This is a genomic window from Micromonospora sp. USAFONa4 (assembly GCF_057197825.1).
In genome coordinates, this window is record NZ_CM170072.1 from 3,489,729 (window position 1) to 3,508,536 (window position 18,808).

20 protein-coding genes are annotated in these 18,808 nt (G+C 72.4%); 16 read left to right on the top strand and 4 right to left on the bottom strand.

Annotation, left to right across the window (positions count from 1 at the left end; translation table 11 throughout):
• Positions 1–140: 140 nt before the first annotated feature.
• The 4 genes from dnaK (at position 141) to AC0OO9_RS15325 (ending at position 4,562) form a co-directional block, all read left to right on the top strand.
• Positions 141–2,021 (top strand): molecular chaperone DnaK, encoded by a 1,881-nt coding sequence (dnaK, locus tag AC0OO9_RS15310; RefSeq protein WP_484517750.1) that lies wholly within the window; start codon positions 141–143, stop codon positions 2,019–2,021.
• Between the two features lie 47 nt (positions 2,022–2,068).
• Positions 2,069–2,797: a nucleotide exchange factor GrpE gene (gene grpE, locus AC0OO9_RS15315; RefSeq protein ID WP_484517751.1), complete on the top strand. Its 729-nt coding sequence runs from the start codon at positions 2,069–2,071 to the stop codon at positions 2,795–2,797.
• A gap of 84 nt (positions 2,798–2,881) precedes the next feature.
• On the top strand, positions 2,882–4,075 hold the full coding sequence (gene dnaJ, locus AC0OO9_RS15320) for a molecular chaperone DnaJ (RefSeq protein WP_132235248.1): 1,194 nt from the start codon (positions 2,882–2,884) through the stop codon (positions 4,073–4,075).
• A gap of 46 nt (positions 4,076–4,121) precedes the next feature.
• Positions 4,122–4,562 carry a heat shock protein transcriptional repressor HspR gene (locus AC0OO9_RS15325; protein ID WP_121399143.1) on the top strand — a complete coding sequence of 147 codons (441 nt, stop codon included), beginning with the start codon at positions 4,122–4,124 and terminating at the stop codon, positions 4,560–4,562.
• A 304-nt stretch (positions 4,563–4,866) separates the two neighbouring features.
• On the opposite strand, the gene AC0OO9_RS15330 is transcribed toward AC0OO9_RS15325, so the two are convergent.
• From AC0OO9_RS15330 to AC0OO9_RS15345, 4 genes are all read right to left on the bottom strand, one after another.
• Positions 4,867–5,076: a hypothetical protein gene (locus AC0OO9_RS15330; RefSeq protein WP_484517752.1), complete on the bottom strand. Its 210-nt coding sequence runs from the start codon at positions 5,074–5,076 to the stop codon at positions 4,867–4,869.
• 222 nt (positions 5,077–5,298) lie between these two features.
• Positions 5,299–5,730: a hypothetical protein gene (locus AC0OO9_RS15335; protein WP_132235242.1), complete on the bottom strand. Its 432-nt coding sequence runs from the start codon at positions 5,728–5,730 to the stop codon at positions 5,299–5,301.
• Positions 5,731–5,908: 178 nt separating this feature from the next.
• Positions 5,909–7,114: a cation:proton antiporter gene (locus AC0OO9_RS15340; protein WP_132235240.1), complete on the bottom strand. Its 1,206-nt coding sequence runs from the start codon at positions 7,112–7,114 to the stop codon at positions 5,909–5,911.
• Positions 7,115–7,121: 7 nt separating this feature from the next.
• Complete coding sequence (locus AC0OO9_RS15345; RefSeq protein WP_121397280.1) at positions 7,122–7,622, bottom strand: cation:proton antiporter regulatory subunit; 501 nt, start codon at positions 7,620–7,622, stop codon at positions 7,122–7,124.
• A gap of 247 nt (positions 7,623–7,869) precedes the next feature.
• On the opposite strand from AC0OO9_RS15345, the gene clpB reads away from it, so the two are divergent.
• From clpB to AC0OO9_RS15405, 12 genes are all read left to right on the top strand, one after another.
• A complete protein-coding gene (gene clpB / locus AC0OO9_RS15350) occupies positions 7,870–10,461 on the top strand; it encodes an ATP-dependent chaperone ClpB (protein WP_484517753.1) in 2,592 nt (863 codons plus the stop codon).
• 169 nt (positions 10,462–10,630) lie between these two features.
• Positions 10,631–11,008: a hypothetical protein gene (locus AC0OO9_RS15355; RefSeq protein ID WP_484517754.1), complete on the top strand. Its 378-nt coding sequence runs from the start codon at positions 10,631–10,633 to the stop codon at positions 11,006–11,008.
• Positions 11,009–11,146: 138 nt separating this feature from the next.
• On the top strand, positions 11,147–11,773 hold the full coding sequence (locus tag AC0OO9_RS15360; protein WP_484517755.1) for a DUF4178 domain-containing protein: 627 nt from the start codon (positions 11,147–11,149) through the stop codon (positions 11,771–11,773).
• Complete coding sequence (locus AC0OO9_RS15365) at positions 11,773–12,279, top strand: DUF2617 family protein (RefSeq protein WP_484517756.1); 507 nt, start codon at positions 11,773–11,775, stop codon at positions 12,277–12,279. Before AC0OO9_RS15360 ends, AC0OO9_RS15365 begins: the two co-directional genes overlap by 1 nt.
• Positions 12,276–12,701 (top strand): DUF4247 domain-containing protein, encoded by a 426-nt coding sequence (locus tag AC0OO9_RS15370; RefSeq protein WP_151457283.1) that lies wholly within the window; start codon positions 12,276–12,278, stop codon positions 12,699–12,701. The genes AC0OO9_RS15365 and AC0OO9_RS15370 overlap by 4 nt, the downstream gene beginning before the upstream one ends.
• A gap of 31 nt (positions 12,702–12,732) precedes the next feature.
• The gene (locus tag AC0OO9_RS15375) at positions 12,733–13,155 is read left to right on the top strand and encodes a DUF350 domain-containing protein (protein WP_101413564.1); all 423 of its coding nucleotides are present in this window, start codon (positions 12,733–12,735) and stop codon (positions 13,153–13,155) included.
• Positions 13,155–13,988, top strand: coding sequence for a hypothetical protein (locus AC0OO9_RS15380; protein WP_484517757.1), 834 nt, complete (start codon positions 13,155–13,157; stop codon positions 13,986–13,988). The genes AC0OO9_RS15375 and AC0OO9_RS15380 overlap by 1 nt, the downstream gene beginning before the upstream one ends.
• Positions 13,985–15,556, top strand: a complete 1,572-nt coding sequence (locus AC0OO9_RS15385; protein WP_484517758.1) for a polyamine aminopropyltransferase — start codon at positions 13,985–13,987, stop codon at positions 15,554–15,556. The genes AC0OO9_RS15380 and AC0OO9_RS15385 overlap by 4 nt, the downstream gene beginning before the upstream one ends.
• 112 nt (positions 15,557–15,668) lie before the next feature.
• Positions 15,669–16,532 carry a hypothetical protein gene (locus AC0OO9_RS15390; protein WP_484517759.1) on the top strand — a complete coding sequence of 288 codons (864 nt, stop codon included), beginning with the start codon at positions 15,669–15,671 and terminating at the stop codon, positions 16,530–16,532.
• A gap of 72 nt (positions 16,533–16,604) precedes the next feature.
• A complete protein-coding gene (locus AC0OO9_RS15395) occupies positions 16,605–17,291 on the top strand; it encodes a hypothetical protein (protein ID WP_484517760.1) in 687 nt (228 codons plus the stop codon).
• Complete coding sequence (locus AC0OO9_RS15400) at positions 17,288–18,097, top strand: SDR family NAD(P)-dependent oxidoreductase (RefSeq protein WP_484517761.1); 810 nt, start codon at positions 17,288–17,290, stop codon at positions 18,095–18,097. The genes AC0OO9_RS15395 and AC0OO9_RS15400 overlap by 4 nt, the downstream gene beginning before the upstream one ends.
• Positions 18,098–18,266: 169 nt before the next feature.
• On the top strand, positions 18,267–18,806 hold the full coding sequence (locus AC0OO9_RS15405; protein ID WP_121397268.1) for an orotate phosphoribosyltransferase: 540 nt from the start codon (positions 18,267–18,269) through the stop codon (positions 18,804–18,806).
• Positions 18,807–18,808: the final 2 nt, after the last annotated feature.

Consider the following 18,808-nt stretch of genomic DNA (forward strand, 5'->3'; position numbering starts at 1 on the left):
TTGACGATTTCGCGGGGCGTGGCACTATTGAGTCAAGTTCACTCAACTTGTGGTGGGGTCGCTGCGGGCGACGCCCGCCGGGCAGCTCGACGGGCGTCGCCCGTCACCTGCCCACAACGTGATGAAGCGAGGAAGCGAAGATGGCACGTGCGGTCGGTATCGACCTCGGCACGACGAACTCCTGCGTCAGCGTTCTGGAGGGCGGTGAGCCCACCGTCATCGCCAACGCTGAGGGGTCGCGGACGACCCCGTCGATCGTCGCGTTCGCCCGCAACGGCGAGGTGCTCGTCGGTGAGGTCGCCAAGCGCCAGGCGGTGACGAACCCGGACCGGACCATCCGCTCGGTCAAGCGGGAGATCGGCACCAACTGGTCCGTCGACATCGACGGCAAGAAGTACACCCCGCAGGAGATCTCGGCCCGCACGCTGATGAAGCTCAAGCGGGACGCCGAGGCGTACCTGGGCGAGCAGATCACCGACGCGGTGATCACCGTCCCGGCCTACTTCAACGACGGCCAGCGCCAGGCCACCAAGGAGGCCGGCGAGATCGCCGGCTTCAACGTGCTGCGGATCGTGAACGAGCCGACCGCGGCGGCCCTGGCGTACGGGCTGGACAAGGGCTCCAAGGAGCAGACCGTCCTGGTCTTCGACCTCGGCGGCGGCACCTTCGACGTGTCGCTGCTGGAGCTGGCCGAGGGCGTCGTCGAGGTCAAGTCGACCAGCGGCGACAACAACCTCGGTGGCGACGACTGGGACCAGCGGATCATCGACCACCTGGTGAAGACCTTCCGCGGCGAGCACGGCATCGACCTGGGCCAGGACAAGATGGCCCTCCAGCGGCTCCGCGAGGCGGCCGAGAAGGCCAAGATCGAGCTGTCCGCCGCCACCACCACCAACATCAACCTGCCGTACATCACGGCCGGCGCGGCGGGCCCGCTGCACCTGGACGTGACCCTCAGCCGGGCCGAGTTCCAGCGGATGACGCAGGACCTGCTGGACCGCTGCAAGGGCCCGTTCGAGCAGGCCGTGAAGGACGCCGGCATCAAGGTCTCCGACGTCGAGCACGTCATCATGGTCGGCGGCTCGACCCGGATGCCGGCCGTGACCGACCTGGTCAAGCAGCTCACCGGCAAGGAGCCCAACAAGGGCGTCAACCCGGACGAGGTCGTCGCCGTCGGCGCCGCCCTCCAGGCCGGCGTGCTCAAGGGCGAGGTCAAGGACGTCCTGCTGCTCGACGTGACCCCGCTGAGCCTGGGCATCGAGACCAAGGGCGGCATCTTCACCAAGCTGATCGAGCGCAACACCACCATCCCGACCAAGCGCTCCGAGGTCTTCACCACGGCGGACGACAACCAGCCGTCGGTGCTGATCCAGGTGTTCCAGGGCGAGCGGGAGATCGCGGCCTACAACAAGAAGCTCGGCACCTTCGAGCTGACCGGCCTCCCGCCGGCGCCGCGCGGCGTGCCGCAGATCGAGGTCACCTTCGACATCGACGCCAACGGCATCGTCAACGTCCACGCCAAGGACCTCGGCACCGGCAAGGAACAGAAGATGACGATCACCGGCGGCTCCTCGCTGCCGAAGGACGACATTGAGCGCATGCGCCGTGACGCCGAGGAGCACGCCGAGGACGACAAGCGTCGCCGCGAGGAGGCCGAGACCCGCAACCTGGCCGAGGCGCTCCAGTGGCAGACCGAGAAGTTCCTGGCCGAGAGCGGCGACAAGCTGCCGTCGGAGTCCCGTGACAAGATCAACGAGGCGCTCGGCGAGCTGCGCGGCGCGCTCGGCGGCCAGGACATCGAGAAGATCAAGTCGGCCCACGAGCGGCTGGCGCAGGTCTCCCAGGAGGCCGGCTCGCTGCTCTACGCCCAGCAGGGCGAGCAGCCGGGCGAGGCCGGTCCGGGCGCGGCGGGTGCCGCGGGCGCCGGGGCGACCGGCGGTACGCAGGCCGGTGGGCCCGCCGGCGGCGCGGACGACGTGGTCGACGCGGAGATCGTGGACGAGGACAAGGACAAGAAGTGACGGTTCGTCCCGGACACGGAACCACGGCAGAGGGATGAGGTAGCCCCATGACGGAGAAGCCACGAGCCGCCGACCCGGGTGCGACCGGGTCGACGCCGGGTGGCTCCGCGCCCGCCGAGCAGGCCGGCGACGGGCCGCGGGTCGTCATCCGTAACAACCGCAAGATCAGCGAGACGTCCGAGCCTGCTGCCGCCGACGCCGGCTCGGACGCCCCGGCCGAGGGTCTGGTCGAGGAGTCCGAGGTCGTCGTCGACGAGATCGAGGTCGAGGCGACCGAGGTGAGCGGGCCGCCGGTGGTGGACGCTCCGGCCCAGCCGGTCGACGGCGGCCCGAGCGCGCTCGGCGCCGAACTCGAGGCGCTGCGCAAGGACCTCGACGAGCGGACCCGGGACCTCCAGCGGGTGACGGCGGAGTACGCCAACTACCGCAAGCGGGTGGACCGGGACAAGGGTCTGGTCACCGAGCAGGCGACCGGCGCGGTGCTCGCCGCGCTGCTGCCGATCCTCGACGACCTGGACCGGGCCCGCGAGCACGGCGACCTGGTCGGGCCGTTCGGCAGCGTGGCCGACCAGCTCGTCGCGGCGCTCGGCAAGTTCGGGCTGACCCCGTTCGGCGAGCAGGGCGACCCGTTCGACCCGACCCGGCACGAGGCGGTCGCCCACCAGACCTCGGCCGACGTCACCGAGCCCACCTGCGTACAGGTGATGCGTCGGGGCTACCAGGTCGGTGAGCGGCTGTTGCGGCCCGCGATGGTCGCGGTCGCCGACCCGGAGTAGTGCGGAACGACGACCGGACCGTCCCGCCCGCCCGCAGAGGGCCGGCGGGACGGTCGGTCCCCAGCTAGGGAAGGGGGTGGACCGGTGAGTTCCAAGGACTGGATCGAGAAGGACTTCTACGCCGTGCTGGGCGTGGACAAGGCCGCCACCGCCGACGACGTCAAGAAGGCGTACCGGAAACTGGCCCGGGATTCGCACCCGGACCACAACCCCGGCGACCCGAAGGCCGAGGAGCGTTTCAAGGCCGCCTCCGAGGCGTACGCCGTCCTCGGCGACGACGCCAAGCGGCGCGAGTACGACGAGCTGCGGTCGCTGTTCGGCTCGGGGGCGTTCCGGCGCGGGGCCCGTGGCGCCGGCCAGCCCGGCGGCGTGCCGTTCGACGTCTCCGACCTGTTCGGCGGCGCCGCGGGCGGGGGCGGTGACCGCCGCTTCGGCGGGGCCGGCTTCCAGGACCTGTTCAGCTCGATCTTCTCGGGCGGTGCCGGCGGTCCCGCCGGCGGGGCGGCGGCCCGTGGCCCGGCCCGGGGGCGGGACGTCGAGGCCGAGGTGGCCCTCGACTTCGAGGACGCCGTACGCGGGGTGACGCTCCCGCTGACGCTGCGCGCCCCCGGGGTGTGCGACACCTGCCACGGCAACGGGGCCAAGCCCGGCACCCAGCCGCGCACCTGCCCGGTGTGCCACGGGGCCGGGGTGACCAACCGCAACCAGGGGTCGTTCAGCTTCTCCGAGCCGTGCCGCAACTGCCAGGGCGTGGGCACCGTCGTGGACGAGAAGTGCCCCGAGTGCCAGGGCACCGGCGGGGTCACCAAGACCCGCACGCTGAACGTCCGCTTCCCGGCCGGAGTGGCGGACGGTCAGAAGATCCGCCTGGCCGGGCGGGGCGAGCCCGGCGCGCGAGGTGGCCCGGCGGGCGACCTCTTCGTACACGTGAAGGTGCGGCCGGACGAACTGTTCGGGCGTACCGGCGACGACCTCACGCTGACGGTGCCTGTCACGTTCGCGGAGGCCGTGCTCGGCACGGACCTGCGGGTGCCCACCCTCGACGGCACGGTGACCCTGCGGGTGCCACCGGGCACGCCGAGCGGCCGGATCCTGCGGGCGCGGGGCAAGGGGGTGGTCCGCCGTGACGGTCAGGCGGGCGACCTGTTGGTGACCCTGGACGTGGTGGTACCCGCGAAGGTGTCCGACGAGGCGCGGGCGGCGTTGGAGGACTTCGCCGCGCAGACCCCGCCGGCCGCCCGGGAACATCTCGAGGCGCGGGTACGTCGATTCAGTTGACCCGGTGTTCAGTCGGCTCGGTGGAGTGCACGCGGAGGTGAGCGGGATGTCGGACGAGTTCGTCGGCTCGGGTGACCCTGCCTACGAGGCCAAGGTGCTGATGATCTCGGTGGCGGCGCGGATGGCGGGGATGCACCCGCAGACCCTGCGCCAGTACGACCGGTTGGGCCTGGTCCAGCCGGGACGTGCCGCCGGCGGCGGGCGCCGCTACAGCGTCCGCGACGTGGTGCTGCTGCGCGAGGTGCAGCGGCTCAGCCAGGACGACGGGATCAACCTGGCCGGGGTCAAGCGGATCATCGGGCTGGAGCGGCTGCTGGAGCAGGCGCAGCAGCGGGTGGCCCGGCTGGAGGCGGAGCTGGACGCCGCGTACCGGCGGATCGCCGAACTGGAGGCGCTGGCCCGCTTCCCCGGCAGCGACCTCGTGCCGACCAACCGCACCTCCACCGCGCTGGTGGTCTGGCGTCCCCGCCGGGGCCCCGAGCGCTGACGACACCTCGCGCGCCCGGCCGCTCTCCCGCGGCCGGGCGCGGTCGTCTTTCCGCTCCCGCTCGACTGCCCTGGGCGGGTCGTTCTCTGCTGCCGCGCGGCGACCCTCGCGTGGGCTGGGTTGCGATCGCCCGACGACGAACGGGCCGCAGGCCCCCGCACGGAGCCCACGAGCGTCCCGGCCCGCGCTCCGACGACGAACGGGCCGGGGCCCCCGCACGGAGCCCACGAGCGTCCCGGCCCGCACTCCGACGACGAACGGGCCGGGGCCCCCCGTGGGTCCCGGCCCGCACGTCGGCGGAACGTCAGTGCTCCGATCCGCCCTTTTCGCGGCGTCTCGCCTCGTCGCGTCCCTGCTCGGTGCCGTGGTCGGCCCGGTCGGCGAACGCGCCGTTCTTGACCTTGTCGGTGAAGCGGCCCTCGGTGACCCGGTCGAATCTCTCCCGGACGTTCTTCGCCACCTCGTCGAGCCGTTCCTCCGCCTGCTGGGCAACCTTCCTCGCGGCTTCCGTCATGGCTCCCCCTGCCATTGGAGTCCGGATTAAGCGGGTTGGACCTGATTCGCAGATTAGCGGATCCAGCGCCTCCCCCGCCGGCAAACCGGCAACCGCGACGAGTGGAACACCACGGGTGTCATCCAGGGGCGGAGACACCCATCGTGTTCCACTCGTGGCTCAGACGGAGCGGTGTTCGGCGACAGGGCGGACGTGACGCACCTGAGAAGCTGCCTGCGTTGCTCAGGCGATGCGGCGGTTCTCCCGGACCAGGCCGCCCTCGCACCAGTCCCGGTAGACGAAGAGTTCCGGGCGGGCCAGCAGCACCCGGCTGTTGTACGCCCAGGTGCGCATGAGGTCGTCGCCGTCGCGCTCGGCCTGCTCCACGAGCTTGCGGAAACGCCGCTTCGGGTGGGCGCGGAAGTTCGTCCGGATGCCGTCGGCGGCGTAGATGTAGAGGCAGTGCAGCGCGAACCGGCGCGCCGGGCAGGCCGGGTCCATCGCCAGGCCGAAGAGCACCGCCACCAGCCGGTCGCCGGAGACCAGCAGGTCCCAGTCCGGCGGCATCGAGGTCAGCGGTACGGAGTCCGGCTGGTAGGCCCACGCCCGCAACTCGGCGGGGGTCGGATCGACGGGGTTGGCGAAGCCGTGGAACGTCGACTCCTGCACGCTCACCGGCCAACCTTCCGCTCTGAACCCGCGCGGACGTCGGCCACCCGCGAGCTCTGGCTGCTGGGGCGAAACGGTAACCCGGAGCGCTGATCGGCGGTAGACCCCGCGCGGAGCAATTCGGCATCCATTGGCCGAGGGCCGACCCGACCGTACGGTCGGGTCGGCCCTCGGCCAACGTCGATCACTCCGCCACGGGTGCCGGCTGGGCCCGTTGCGCGGCGCCGCGCTGCCGCAGCCAGCGCTTGAACCACGCGAAGTCGGGCAGCCGCGCCAGCATCGGCCCGGTCACCACGGTGATCAGCACGTACGCCGTCGCGAGCGCCGCCAGTTTCGGCTCGACGCTGCCGGCTGCCACCGCGAGGCCCGCGATGACGATGGAGAACTCACCCCGTGGCACGAGGGCCAGACCGGCGCGCCATCGACCGGGTTCGGCGATGCCGACCCGGCGGGCGGCCAGGTAGCCGGTGAGGGTCTTCGTCGCCATGGTGACGATGGCCAGCGCGAGCGCGGGCAGCAGCACCGGTGGGATGTCCCGGGGATCGGTGACCAGGCCGAAGAAGACGAAGAAGACCGCCGCGAAGAGGTCACGCAGCGGCGTGAGCAGCTCCGTGGCGTTGTGCGCCACCGGCCCGGAGAGGGCGATGCCGACCAGGAACGCCCCGACCGCCGCCGACACCTGGAGCTTCGCCGCGATGCCGGCCACCAGCAGGGTCATCCCGAGTACGCCGAGCAGCAGCGCCTCCGGGTCCTTCGCCGACATGGCGGTGGAGATGAGGTTGCCGTACCGGATGGCGACCACCAGCACCAGGAGCACGGTGCCGACCGCGACGCCGAGCGCGATGCCGCCGCCGAGCAGGCCGGTGCCCGCCAGCACGGCCGTCAGCAGGGGCAGGTAGAGCGCCATGGCCAGGTCCTCGATCACCAGGACCGAGAGGATCACCGGCGTCTCCCGGTTACCGAGGCGACCGAGGTCGGCGAGCACCTTGGCGATGACACCCGACGACGAGACCCAGGTGATGCCGGCGAGCACCAGGGCGGCCACCCAGTCCCACCCGAGCAGCAACGCGAACGCGGCTCCCGGCAGCGCGTTGAGCAGCCCGTCGATCAGCCCGGCCGGGGCGGCCGAGCGCAGGTTGCCGACCAGCTCGTTGGCCGAGTATTCGAGACCCAGCATCACCAGCAGCAGGATCACGCCGATCTCGGCGCCGACCGCGAAGAACTCCTCGCTGGCGTTGAGCGGGAGCAGGCCGCCGTGCCCGAACGCGAGCCCGGCGAGCAGGTAGAGGGGGATGGGCGAGAGGCCGATCCGGCGGCTCAGCCGGCCCAGCAGGCCGAGCAGGAACAGCAGCGCGCCGACTTCGACGAGCAGTGTTGTCGTGTGGTGCATCCGCGCCTCAGCCGTCCGGGTCGCTGTCGGCGAGGATGGCTGTCACGCCGTCGAGGCCCTTGCGGGTCCCGACGACGACCACCACGTCACCGGCCGCGAAGCGGAAGGACGGGTCCGGCGAGGCGATCACCTCGCCGTGGCGCAGCACCGCGACGATCGAGGCGCTCGTACGGGAGCGTGCCTGTGTGTCACCGAGCTTCCGGTTGACGTACTTCGACCCGGCCGGAATGGCGATCTGCTCGGTGAGCAGCCCGGCGGCCTGGTCGCGCAGCCCGGAGAGCTGGCCCAGCATCAGGGACGCCCCGAGGATGTCGGCGAGCGCCTCCGCCTCGTCGTCGGTCAGCGGAATGTCGTGCTGACATGAGTCGGGATCGTCCGGGTCGTACAGGACGAGGTCACGGCGGCCATTGCGGTGGGAGACGACGCCGAGGCGGCGGCCGGATTCCGTCAGCAGATCGTGACGGACCCCGATGCCAGGCAGGGCGGTCTGTTCGACACGTACGCGCACGCGGTCAGGCTACTCCCCGCCGTCACCTGCGGATCCAGTCAGGACGTGGCCTGTCGCTGAGTCATCTGTCAGTGCTTCTCCGCCACGGACACGCACGGCTCGGCTCGCCGAAGGCCGGACCCGGGGCCGATGAGTTCGGCCCTCGCGCGGGACTCGTGTGAGTCAGCTCACGTGGCCAGGGTTGAGCGGAATAGGCTCAACTCTGGTTGTGTCCTTTCCAGTGGACACGCCGATCCCGGGGGAGCCCATGAACACGGAACGTCTCACCACCAAGAGCCGCGAGGCCATCACCGGTGCCGTCGCGCTGGCGAACCAGCGCGGCCACGCCACCGTGGAGTCCTGGCACCTGCTGCTGTCACTGCTGGACACCGACGGCTCGACCGCCGCCGGCCTGCTGCGCGCCGTCGGGGCCGACCCCGGCGAGCTGCGCCGGGCGGCCCAGCGCTCGGTCGACGCCCTACCCGCCGCGCGGGGCTCCAGCATCGCCGAGCCGACCCTGGCCCGGGAGTTCGTCAACGCCATCGGGGCCGCCGAGCAGATCGCCCGGCCGCTCGGCGACGAGTACACCTCCACCGAGCACCTGCTCGCCGGCCTGGCCCGGGTGGGCGGCGCGGTGTCGAACGCGCTGAAGTCGGCCGGTGCCACCGAGGAGACGCTGGTCGCGGCCTTCCCGTCCGTACGCGGCGGGGACCGGCGGGTCACCAGCGCCGACCCCGAGCAGACCTACCAGGCCCTGGCCAAGTACGGCGTGGACCTGACCGCCAGCGCCCGCGACGGCAAGATCGACCCGGTCATCGGCCGGGACTCGGAGATCCGCCGGGTGATCCAGGTGCTGTCGCGGCGTACCAAGAACAACCCGGTGCTCATCGGCGAGCCGGGCGTCGGCAAGACCGCCATCGTGGAGGGCCTGGCCCAGCGGATCGTCGCCGGCGACGTGCCCGAGTCGCTGCGGAACAAGAAGCTCGTCTCGCTCGACCTCGGCGCGATGGTCGCCGGCGCGCAGTACCGCGGCCAGTTCGAGGAGCGGCTGAAGTCCGTCCTGGAGGAGATCAAGAACTCCGACGGGCAGGTCATCACCTTCCTCGACGAGTTGCACACCGTCGTCGGCGCCGGCAAGGGCGAGGGCTCGATGGACGCCGGCAACATGCTCAAGCCGATGCTGGCCCGCGGTGAGCTGCGGATGGTCGGCGCGACCACGCTTGACGAGTACCGCGAGCACATCGAGAAGGACCCGGCCCTGGAGCGGCGCTTCCAGCCGGTGCTGGTCGGCGAGCCGACGATCGAGGACACCATCGGCATCCTGCGCGGGCTCAAGGAGCGCTACGAGGTGCACCACGGCGTACGGATCACCGACGCCGCCCTGGTCGCCGCCGCCTCCCTGTCGGACCGCTACATCACCGACCGGTTCCTCCCGGACAAGGCGATCGACCTGGTCGACGAGTCCGCGTCCCGGCTCCGGATGGAGATCGACTCCCGGCCCGTCGAGGTGGACGAGATCGAGCGGGCGGTGCGCCGGCTGGAGATCGAGGAGATGGCGCTGGCCAAGGAACCGGACGCCGCCTCCGCCGAGCGGCTGGAGCGGCTGCGCAAGGAGCTGGCCGACAAGCGCGAGCAGCTCACCGTCCTGTCGGAGCGCTGGCAGCTGGAGAAGAGCCACATCACCAAGCTCTCCACGGCCAAGGAGGAGCTGGAGCGGCTCGGCGGCGAGGCCGAGCGGGCCGAGCGCGACGGCGAGCTGGAGCGGGCCGCCGAGCTGCGCTACGGCCGGATCCCCGCCCTCAAGGCCGAGCTGAAGCAGGCCGAAGAGGAGCTGGCCCGGCTCCAGGCCGAGGGCGCGATGCTCAAGGAGGAGGTCGGCGCCGACGACATCGCCGCCGTGGTCGCCTCCTGGACCGGCATCCCCGCCGGCCGGCTGCTGGAGGGCGAGACCGCCAAGCTGCTGCGGATGGAGGAGTCGCTCGGCACCCGCGTGGTCGGTCAGGCCGAGGCGGTCGGCTCGGTCTCCGACGCGGTCCGCCGCGCCCGGGCCGGCGTCGCCGACCCGGACCGCCCGACCGGCAGCTTCCTCTTCCTCGGCCCGACCGGCGTCGGCAAGACCGAGCTGGCCAAGGCGCTCGCCGAGTTCCTCTTCGACGACGAGCGGGCCATGGTCCGCATCGACATGAGCGAGTACGGCGAGAAGCACTCCGTCGCCCGGCTGGTCGGCGCCCCGCCCGGCTACGTCGGCTACGAGGAGGGCGGCCAGCTCACCGAGGCGGTGCGCCGCCGGCCGTACTCGGTGATCCTGCTGGACGAGGTGGAGAAGGCCCACCCGGACGTCTTCGACATCCTGCTCCAGGTCCTCGACGACGGCCGGCTCACCGACGGGCAGGGCCGTACGGTGGACTTCCGCAACGCGATCCTGATCCTCACCTCCAACCTGGGCTCGTCGGTGATCGGCGACCTCACGCTTGCCGAGGAGCAGCGCCGGGAGGGCGTCCTGGCGGTGGTCCGCTCCCACTTCAAGCCGGAGTTCCTCAACCGCCTCGACGACATCGTGGTCTTCGCCGCGCTGCTCGGGGACGACCTGCGGGCGATCGTCGACATCCAGCTCGACCGGATGCGCAAGCGTCTCGCCGACCGACGCCTGGGCCTGGAGATCACCGAGCCGGCCCGGGTCTGGCTCGCCGAGCACGGGTACGACCCCATCTACGGCGCCCGCCCGCTGCGCCGCCTGGTCCAGACGGCCATCGGCGACCAGCTCGCCAAGGCACTCCTGTCGGGCCAGATCCGCGACGGCGACACGGTCAGGGTCGACCTGGCGGACACCAAAGAATCCCTGACGATCACCCGGGCCTAACCCCCACCCGACCCCACCCACCCACCTCCCGGTTGCGTTGATCATGAAGTTGTTGTCGCGACACGCCGATCTGGCGGGCAACAACTTCATGATCAACAGGGTGGGGGCGGGGGTGGGTGGGGAAGTGGTGTGGGAGTGGGTTGCGGGGAAGGGGTGGAGGGTGTTTGGAATGGGGCGGAAGAAGGAGCACGACCGGGAAGTGGCGGCGGCGCTGGACGAGCTGCGGCAGGCCGAGACGGTGGCGTTCGGTGGGGTGGGGATCGCCGGGACGCTGCTGCCGGTGACCGAGGCGTACCGGCGGGTCGAGGCCGCGCTGGGCGACGATCCCGAGGGCCTGCGTGGACAGCTCGACCGGCTGCTCGCCGAGGGCACCCCGGCCGGGCGCGTCTACGCCGCCACGCTGCTGGAGCGCGTCGATCCGACCGCCGGGCGCGCCGCCTGGACGGCGTTGCGCGACGACCCGGCCGAGTTCGGCACCTTCACGGGCTGCGTCATGGGCCGCACCACCCTGCGCGAGTACGCCACGGACCGCCCCGACGCGCCGTAGAGCCTCTCGGGGCGGGCCCGGCGGAGGGCGGTCGCCGGGCACGTGGCGTAACCGGCCTCTCACTCCCCGACCAGGCATTTTCCCCAGGTGCGCGGGGTTGTTACCGTCTGCGCCGACGTACCTGGGGAGGTGGTCGCGTTGAGCGGAACGCTCGCGTACGTGCTGGCGGCGGTCGGCTGTCTGGTCGGAGTGGCGGGCCTGGTGGTGGCCGCGGTCGCCTGGAACCGGACGCGTTCCCGCCCGCAACAACGGGCCAAGGGGCCGGGTGACCCGCTGCGGGACCGGGACGCCGACGCGCTGCGCGGTGACCCGCGCCGGCTGAAGCCCGGCGACATCGTCGAGATCCGGGGCGTGTCGTACGCGGTGCGCGGCTCGATCCGTCTGGTCGAGGGCGGCTGGAGCTGGGCCGAGCACCTGCTCGACGACGCCGGCGGCGTGCGGCGCTGGCTCTCCGTCGAGGAGGACCCGGAGCTGGAGCTGGTGCTCTGGGGAGCCGAGCAGGGCGCCACCGTGACCCCCGGCGCCCCGACCATCGACTTCGCCGGCCGCCGTTACAGCTGGAACGAGTCCGGCCAGGCCCGCTTCACCGCCGTCGGCAACACCGGGCTCGACCCGACCGGCACGATGCGGTACCACGACTACCAGGCACCCGGCGGCGCCCGGCTCTCCTTCGAGGCGTACGGCGAGGCGGGCTGGGAGGTGGCGCTCGGTGAGCTGCTGCACCGCGGCGACGTGATGATCTATCCGCAGTCCGAGGTGGGCTGATGCTCGTCACCCTCGACGCCCCGTACGTCGACACCAGCGCTGCCGACCTCAGCCTGGCGCTCGACGACGTCGAGCGGCCCGCGCTGCACGTGCTCGACCTCGACCTGCCCGACGGCGTCCGGCTGCGGCTGCGGCTGCTCGGCGCCTCGCACCAGGTGGTCCTGCACGCGTCCGGCGTCGCGCTGACCGAGACGGTCGCCTGCCTGCCCGGCCGCCCGCCCGAGCTGCCCGGTGCGGTACGGGACGAGGCGAGCGGCTACCACTTCACGGCGACCGTGCTGCGCCCCGCCGGCGCAGGGCTGAGCGAGCAGGTCGCCGCCCTCCGTGCCGACCTGGCCGACGACCCGTACGCGCTGGTGGGCGTGTTCCCCGGCGACGCGGACGCGGTGACCGCGCTGGCGGTCCGCCCCGACCCGCCGGCCGGCACCCTCGCCTGGCGCACCTGGCACGCGTATCCCCAGACCAACGAGCTGGTCCTGACCGAGACGGTGGTGGCACTGCGATGACGTACCGACGCTGGTTCGTGGTGGGGGTGGCGTTCGCCGTCATCGGCGCCCTGGTCGCCGCCTTCGCCATCTTCTACGGCAGCTTCTCGCCGCGCGGCTACGTCGAGGACAAGTACAAGCGGGCGGCGAGCCGGGACATCGGCCGCAACGCCGTCGCCTACACCTCGCCCCGGTCGCCGAGCCAGGTGGCGAAGGAGGTCACCGACGCGTGGCAGCCGGCCGACCAGTACGTCGACGGCAGCGGCGTCTACCTGCGCTACGACGACGACTCGGTGGTGATCCTGCCGATCGCCGCCGGCTCGGTGATCCTGCTGGAGCGCATGAGCACCGCCTACCCCCGCTACCACTCCACGGTCGGCTCCCACTGGGGCTGGGGCCGTGGCAGCACCGTCCGGGGCGGCGGCCCCGGCAGCGGCAAGTGACGCACCGACACCCCTCACCCTGGAGCCTCCTGTGCAGACCCTCGTCACCGATCTGCTGGTCACCCTCGCCTACGGGGCGGTCGGTGTCCTGCTGATGGGCATCGGCTACGTCCTGGTGGACCTCGCCACCCCCGGCAAGCTCAACCAGCTGATCTGGACCGAGCGCAACCGCAACGCCGCGCTGCTGCTCGCCTCCAACCTGGCCGGCGTCGGCATCATCGTGGTCGCCGCGATCGCCGCCAGCGACGACGACTTCGCGCTCGGCATCGTCGGCGCGTCCGCGTACGGGATCCTCGGCCTGGTGATCATGGCGGCGGCCTTCGTGCTGCTCGACGTCGCCACGCCGGGCAAGCTCGGCGAGATCCTGGTCGACCAGCAGCCGCACCCGGCGGTCTGGGTCTCCGCCGTCGTGCACCTCGCCACCGGTGCGATCATCGCCGCCGCCATCAGCTGATGACCGGGACGAAGACCACCGGCGGGCAACGGTCCGCGCAGGCGAACGCGGCCAAGGGGACCTGGATCGTCTGGGCGGTCATCGGTGTGGTCGTCCTGGGCTGCGTGGGCATCAGCCTGATCAACCGGAGCGGCGGCGACAACGTGCTGCCGCCGACGGCGCAGGAACGCGGCGACACCGTGCCGATCCTGCAACGCTCCAGCGCCAGCCAGGGCATCTGCTACGGCTGGGTGCTGCGGGACTTCTACGAGTACACGGACCTCAGCGTCGGCTCGAACCTCGGCGAGGGGGTGGCGGTCGAGGAGAACGCGGCCTGCCCGCGCTGGGTGCAGGTGGTCGCCCAGGTTGCGTACACCTCGGAGAGCAGCGAGAGCAACGACTTCGCCCGCATCACGGTGGAGACCTCCAGCGACATCTCCACCACCGCCCGCTACCGCATGCAGAGCGGGCTGGAACGGCTCGGGCTGACCGAGGACGCCTTCGTCGACGAGCCCGGCTGGGCGGTCACCCGGGCCGCCGTCTCGCTGCCGTTGCTCGCCGCCGAGGCGGGCCTGGTGGAGCCGGCTGCGACCCCGGCGGCCGCGACGGCCGAGGCGCCACCGCTGCCGGACGCCGGTAGCGACCTCTGGCGGGACCGCTGGGGCTACCTGCTCGCCGTCGCCGGCCTGCTGCTGTTCACCGCGCTGCTGTTCGCCGTCGGCTTCTGGCAGCGCGGCCGGCAGCGCCGCGAGGAGGCCCGGCGGCAGGCACAGGCGGGGGCCGGGATGCGGGACTTCAGGGCCGCCCGGCAGGCCGCCGCGCGGGACCCCAGGCGTACGCCGGAGGGCCGGTGACCGTCGACGCGCCGGCACCGCCCGCGCGGTGGCGGCTGTCCCGCGCGGCGGTGCTCGTCGCGGTCTTCGTCTGTGCCGCCTGCGGCCTGGTCTACGAGCTGGCCCTCGTGGCCCTGGGCAGCTACCTGATCGGGGACACGGTCGGGCAGGCGTCGATCGTGCTCGGCGTGATGGTGTTCGCGATGGGCGTGGGCGCGCTCGCCGCCAAGCCCCTGCAGCCCCGGTCGGCCCCCGCGTTCGCCGCGATCGAGCTGGCCCTGGCCCTGCTCGGTGGCCTCTCCGTGCTCGGTCTCTACGCGGCCTTCGCGTGGCTGGACCTCTACGGCCCGGCGCTGGTCGCCACCGCCTTCGTGCTCGGCCTGCTGATCGGCGCGGAGATCCCGCTGCTGATGGTGCTGCTGCAACGCATCCGGGAGCAGGCGGCCGGCAGTGCGGTGGCGGATCTGTTCGCCGCCGACTACGTCGGCGCGCTGCTCGGCGGGCTGGCCTTCCCGTTCCTGCTGCTGCCGGTCTTCGGCCTGCTCAAGGGCGCGCTGGTGGTCGGCGCGGTGAACGCCGTCGCGGGGCTCGCCCTCGTCTGCACGGTCTTCCGGCGGGAGCTGAGCCGCCGGTCGCGCGTCGCGCTCGGCGCCGGCAGCGTCGTGGTCTTCCTCAGCCTCGGGTACGCGTGGGTGACCGCGCACGACTTCGAGCTGACCGCCCGCCAGCAGCTCTACCGGGACCCGGTGGTGCACTCCGAGCGCAGCCGCTACCAGGAGATCGTGCTGACCCGCTCGGTCGCCGAGACCGGCCGCTCCGGCACCGACCTGCGGCTCTTCCTCAACGGCGACCTCCAGTTCAGCTCCGTCGACGAGTACCGCTACCACGAGGCGCTGGTGCATCCGGTGCTGAACGGCCCGCGCGGCGAGGTGCTGGTGCTGGGCGCCGGTGACGGTCTCGCCGTACGCGAGCTGCTGCGCTACCCGGACGTCCGGCGGATCACGGTGGTGGACCTGGACCCGGCGGTGGTGGCGCTGGCCCGCAGCGAGCCGCAGCTACGCCGGCTCAACGGCGGGGCGCTCGACGACCCCCGGGTGCGGGTGGTGCACGCCGACGCGTTCGCCTGGCTGCGTACCGCCCCCGACCGGTTCGACGCGGTGGTGGCGGACCTGCCCGACCCGGACGAGACGGCCACCGCCAAGCTCTACACGGTCGAGTTCTACGCGCTGGTGCGGGCGGTGCTCGCCGAGGGCGGGCGGCTGGTGGTGCAGTCGGGCTCGCCGTACTTCGCGCCCCGGTCGTACTGGTCGATCGAGGCGTCGCTGCGCGAGGCGGGCTTCGCCACCACGCCGTACCACGTGGACGTGCCGTCCTTCGGCGACTGGGGCTTCCTGCTGGCGGCCCCCGGCCCGACCGCGCCCACCCTGGCCCTGCCGCCGGACGCGCCCACGCTGCGCTTCCTCGACCCGGCGACGCTCTCCGCCGCCGGGTCCTTCCCCGCCGACCGGAGCCGGGTGGACGTGCCGGCCTCCACCCTGCTCCAGCCCCACGTGCTGGAGTACGCCCGCGCGGAGTGGCGCGGCTACTGAGGTACCGCCCGTGGCCCGCGATCGCCGCCGTCCCGGCGGGTCAACGCCCGTCTGACGTGCCGGACTGGCTCGACCTGGATACGGTGTGACCGCGATCTAGGGAAGGAGAATCATGGTCGATTCCCACAACACGCCGGCCCGCACCCGGCCGGGTGTGGTGACCATATCCACGTATCTGCTGTGGCTGTTCGCGCTCACCCAGCTGATCGGCCTCATCATCACGCTCTCCACCGTCGGCACCATCTCGGAGGTGCTCGACGAGGCGTACCGGGGCACCGACGCCAACGGCGCGCAGAACCTGGCCGACATCACCACGATGATCACCATCGGTGGCGCTGTCTTCGTGCTCCTGCTCGCGGTCGTGCTGGCCGTGCTCGGTGTGTTCAACAACCGGGGCAGCAACGGCTCGCGGATCACCACCTGGGTGATCGGCGGCATCATGGTCTGCTGCACGGGCGGCGGACTGGTCAGCGGAGTGGGCGGCGGCATGGGCACCGGTCAGACGACCGGCGACGCGCCGAGCCCGGAGGAGATCCAGCGCCGCCTCGACGAGGCGCTGCCCGGCTGGTTCACCCCGGTCACCACGCTGCTCAGCGTGCTCGGGCTGCTCGCGCTGCTCGCCGCGCTGATCCTGCTGGCGTTGCCGAAGGCCAACGAGTTCTTCCGCAAGCCGAAGCAGGGCTGGGAGCCGCCGGTCCCGGGTGCGGCCTACCCGCAGTCCGGTGGCCAGCCCGGCTACCCGCAGTCCGGTGGCCAGCCCGGCTACCCGCAGTCCGGCCAGCCCGGCTACCCGCCCACGCCGGGGTACCCGCCGACGCCCGGCCAGCCGCAGGCGTCCGACCAGCCGGGCTACCCGCCGGCCGCGGGCGACCAGCCGCCTTCCACGCCGTACGGCGGGGACCAGCCGGGGCCGAACCCGGGTGGCGAGCAGCCCGGCTCGGACCGTCCCGGACCGACCCCGCCGCCGGTGAGTTGACCGGTCGATAACAGCGACGCCGACGGTCCCTCCGAGTAGGTTGCAACCCGACGCCTACCGGAGGGACTCGTCGTGTCGCACCCCGATCGGGCACCGGCCCGCCGCCCGGCCGTCGTCACGGCGGCCGTGGCGCTGCTGGCGCTGATGGCGGTCGCCGCCCTCGCGTACGCCGTTGCCGGTGTGGCGACCCGGGGCGGCACCGTCGACCGGTTCCGCGTCGCCGCGGCGGGCACCTCGGCACTCCCGGACCAGATCGACGGGACGGTCACCCTGCTGGGCGTGTCCACCGTGCTGACGGCGGTGGTCAGCCTGCTCGCGGGGCTGCTCCTCGCCGGTCTCGCCCTCGGCCTGCGGGCCGGCCGAGACGGCGCCCGCACCGCGACCTGGGTGGTCTCGGGGCTGGGGCTGATCGCCGGGTGCTGCGGGCTCGCGCTGCTGGTCGGGCAGCGCGCCACTCCGCTCGGGTCGGGCGAGGACGAGCGGCCGACGGCGGAACTCCTCGGCCTCCTCGCCGACGCCTACCCGTCCTGGTGGATTCCGCTGGGCGCAGGGCTTTCCGTCGGCCAGGTGCTCGGTTACCTTGTGGTAGCCGTGCTGCTGGCACTGCCGGCGGCGGGCGCCTGGTTCCGTCCGCGGCCCGCGCCGTCCGCCCCGCACCACCCTCCGGCGTCGCCCGCGCCGCCACCCGTCCAGCCCCCGCACCAGCCGCCCGGGGCGCCGCCCGCGCCCCCGTACCCGCCGAGTGAGGACCGCCCGTGACGCTCGACCAGTCGGCCAGCGACCGGCGGGCCCTGATCACCGGAGCGACCGCGGGCATCGGTGCCGCCTTCGCCCGCCGGCTGGCCGCCGACGGTTGGCACCTGGTGCTGGTGGCCCGGGACGCGGACCGGCTGGCGGCGACGGCCGCCGAGCTGACCGGGCGGCACGGCCGGGAGGTCGAGACGATCCCGGCAGACCTGTCCACCGACGACGGTTGCGCGACGGTGGAGCGGCGGCTGGTCGAGGGCCCGCCGATCGAGTTGCTTGTCAACAACGCCGGGATCAGCCTGAACACCCCGTTCCTGCGCTCGTCCGCCGAGGACGAGGCGCGGCTGCTGCGGCTCAACGTGCACGCCGTGATGCGGCTGACCCTCGCGGCCCTGCGTCCGATGACCGAGCGGCGGCGTGGGGCAGTGATAAATGTCTCTTCGGTGGCGGGGTTCGGCGTGGTCATGCCGGGGTCGACATACTCCGCCAGCAAGGCGTGGGTCACCAACTTCAGCGAGTCCGTCGGCCAGTCCGCCCGGCCCTTCGGCGTGCGCGTGATGGCGCTCTGCCCCGGCTACACGCGTACGGAGTTCCACGAGCGCGCCGGCATCAACATGTCCAAGACGCCGGAGTGGATGTGGCTGCGGGCCGACGACGTGGTCGACGAAGCCCTGCGTGACCTGCGGAAAGGCAAGCTGGTCAGCGTTCCCGCATGGAAGTACAAGCTCGCCGTGGTGGGGCTGCGGCACGCGCCCCGGCGGCTGCTGGAGGCGGTGTCCCGGGACACCCGGGGCCGGATCGGCCGCGACGGCGGCTGAGCGGCGGGTCGGGGGCGACGCACCCCGTCGGCCTCCGTCGATAGTCCGATATGTCCGGCTGAACGGTCGCTCAGCGTAGCCGGCCATCGCCACCCGCCGGTCGTCCCCAAGGCTGATCCCGGTGGACCCCGCACACGACTCCCAGACTTGAGCAGTACCCTCTATCGGCATGGGGGACCACGACGACCTGCGTAAATTCATCACTGACCTGGCGGTGGTCCACGGCCGGGTGGTGCTCTCCTCAGGCCGCGAGGCCGACTGGTACGTCGATCTACGTCGCGTCACGCTCCATCACCAGGCCGCTCCGTTGGTGGGGCGCGTGATGCGTGACCTGACGGCCGACTGGGAGTACGACGCGGTGGGCGGGCTGACCCTTGGCGCCGACCCGGTGGCGCTGTCGATGGTGCACGCCGCGTCCGGGACCGACCGTCCGGTGGACGCGTTCGTGGTCCGCAAGGCGGGTAAGACGCACGGTCTCCAGCGTCGGATCGAAGGGCCGGACGTGGCCGGCCGGCGGGTGTTGGCGGTGGAGGACACTTCCACCACCGGGGGAAGTGTGTTGACGGCGGTCGAGGCCCTTCGCGAGGTCGGGGCCGAGATCGTGGGTGTGGCGGTTATTGTTGATCGAGGCGCCGGCGACGCGGTGCGAGCCGCCGGATTGCCGTATCGAGCGGCCTATACGTTGGCTGACCTCGGCCTTGTGGCGTAAAA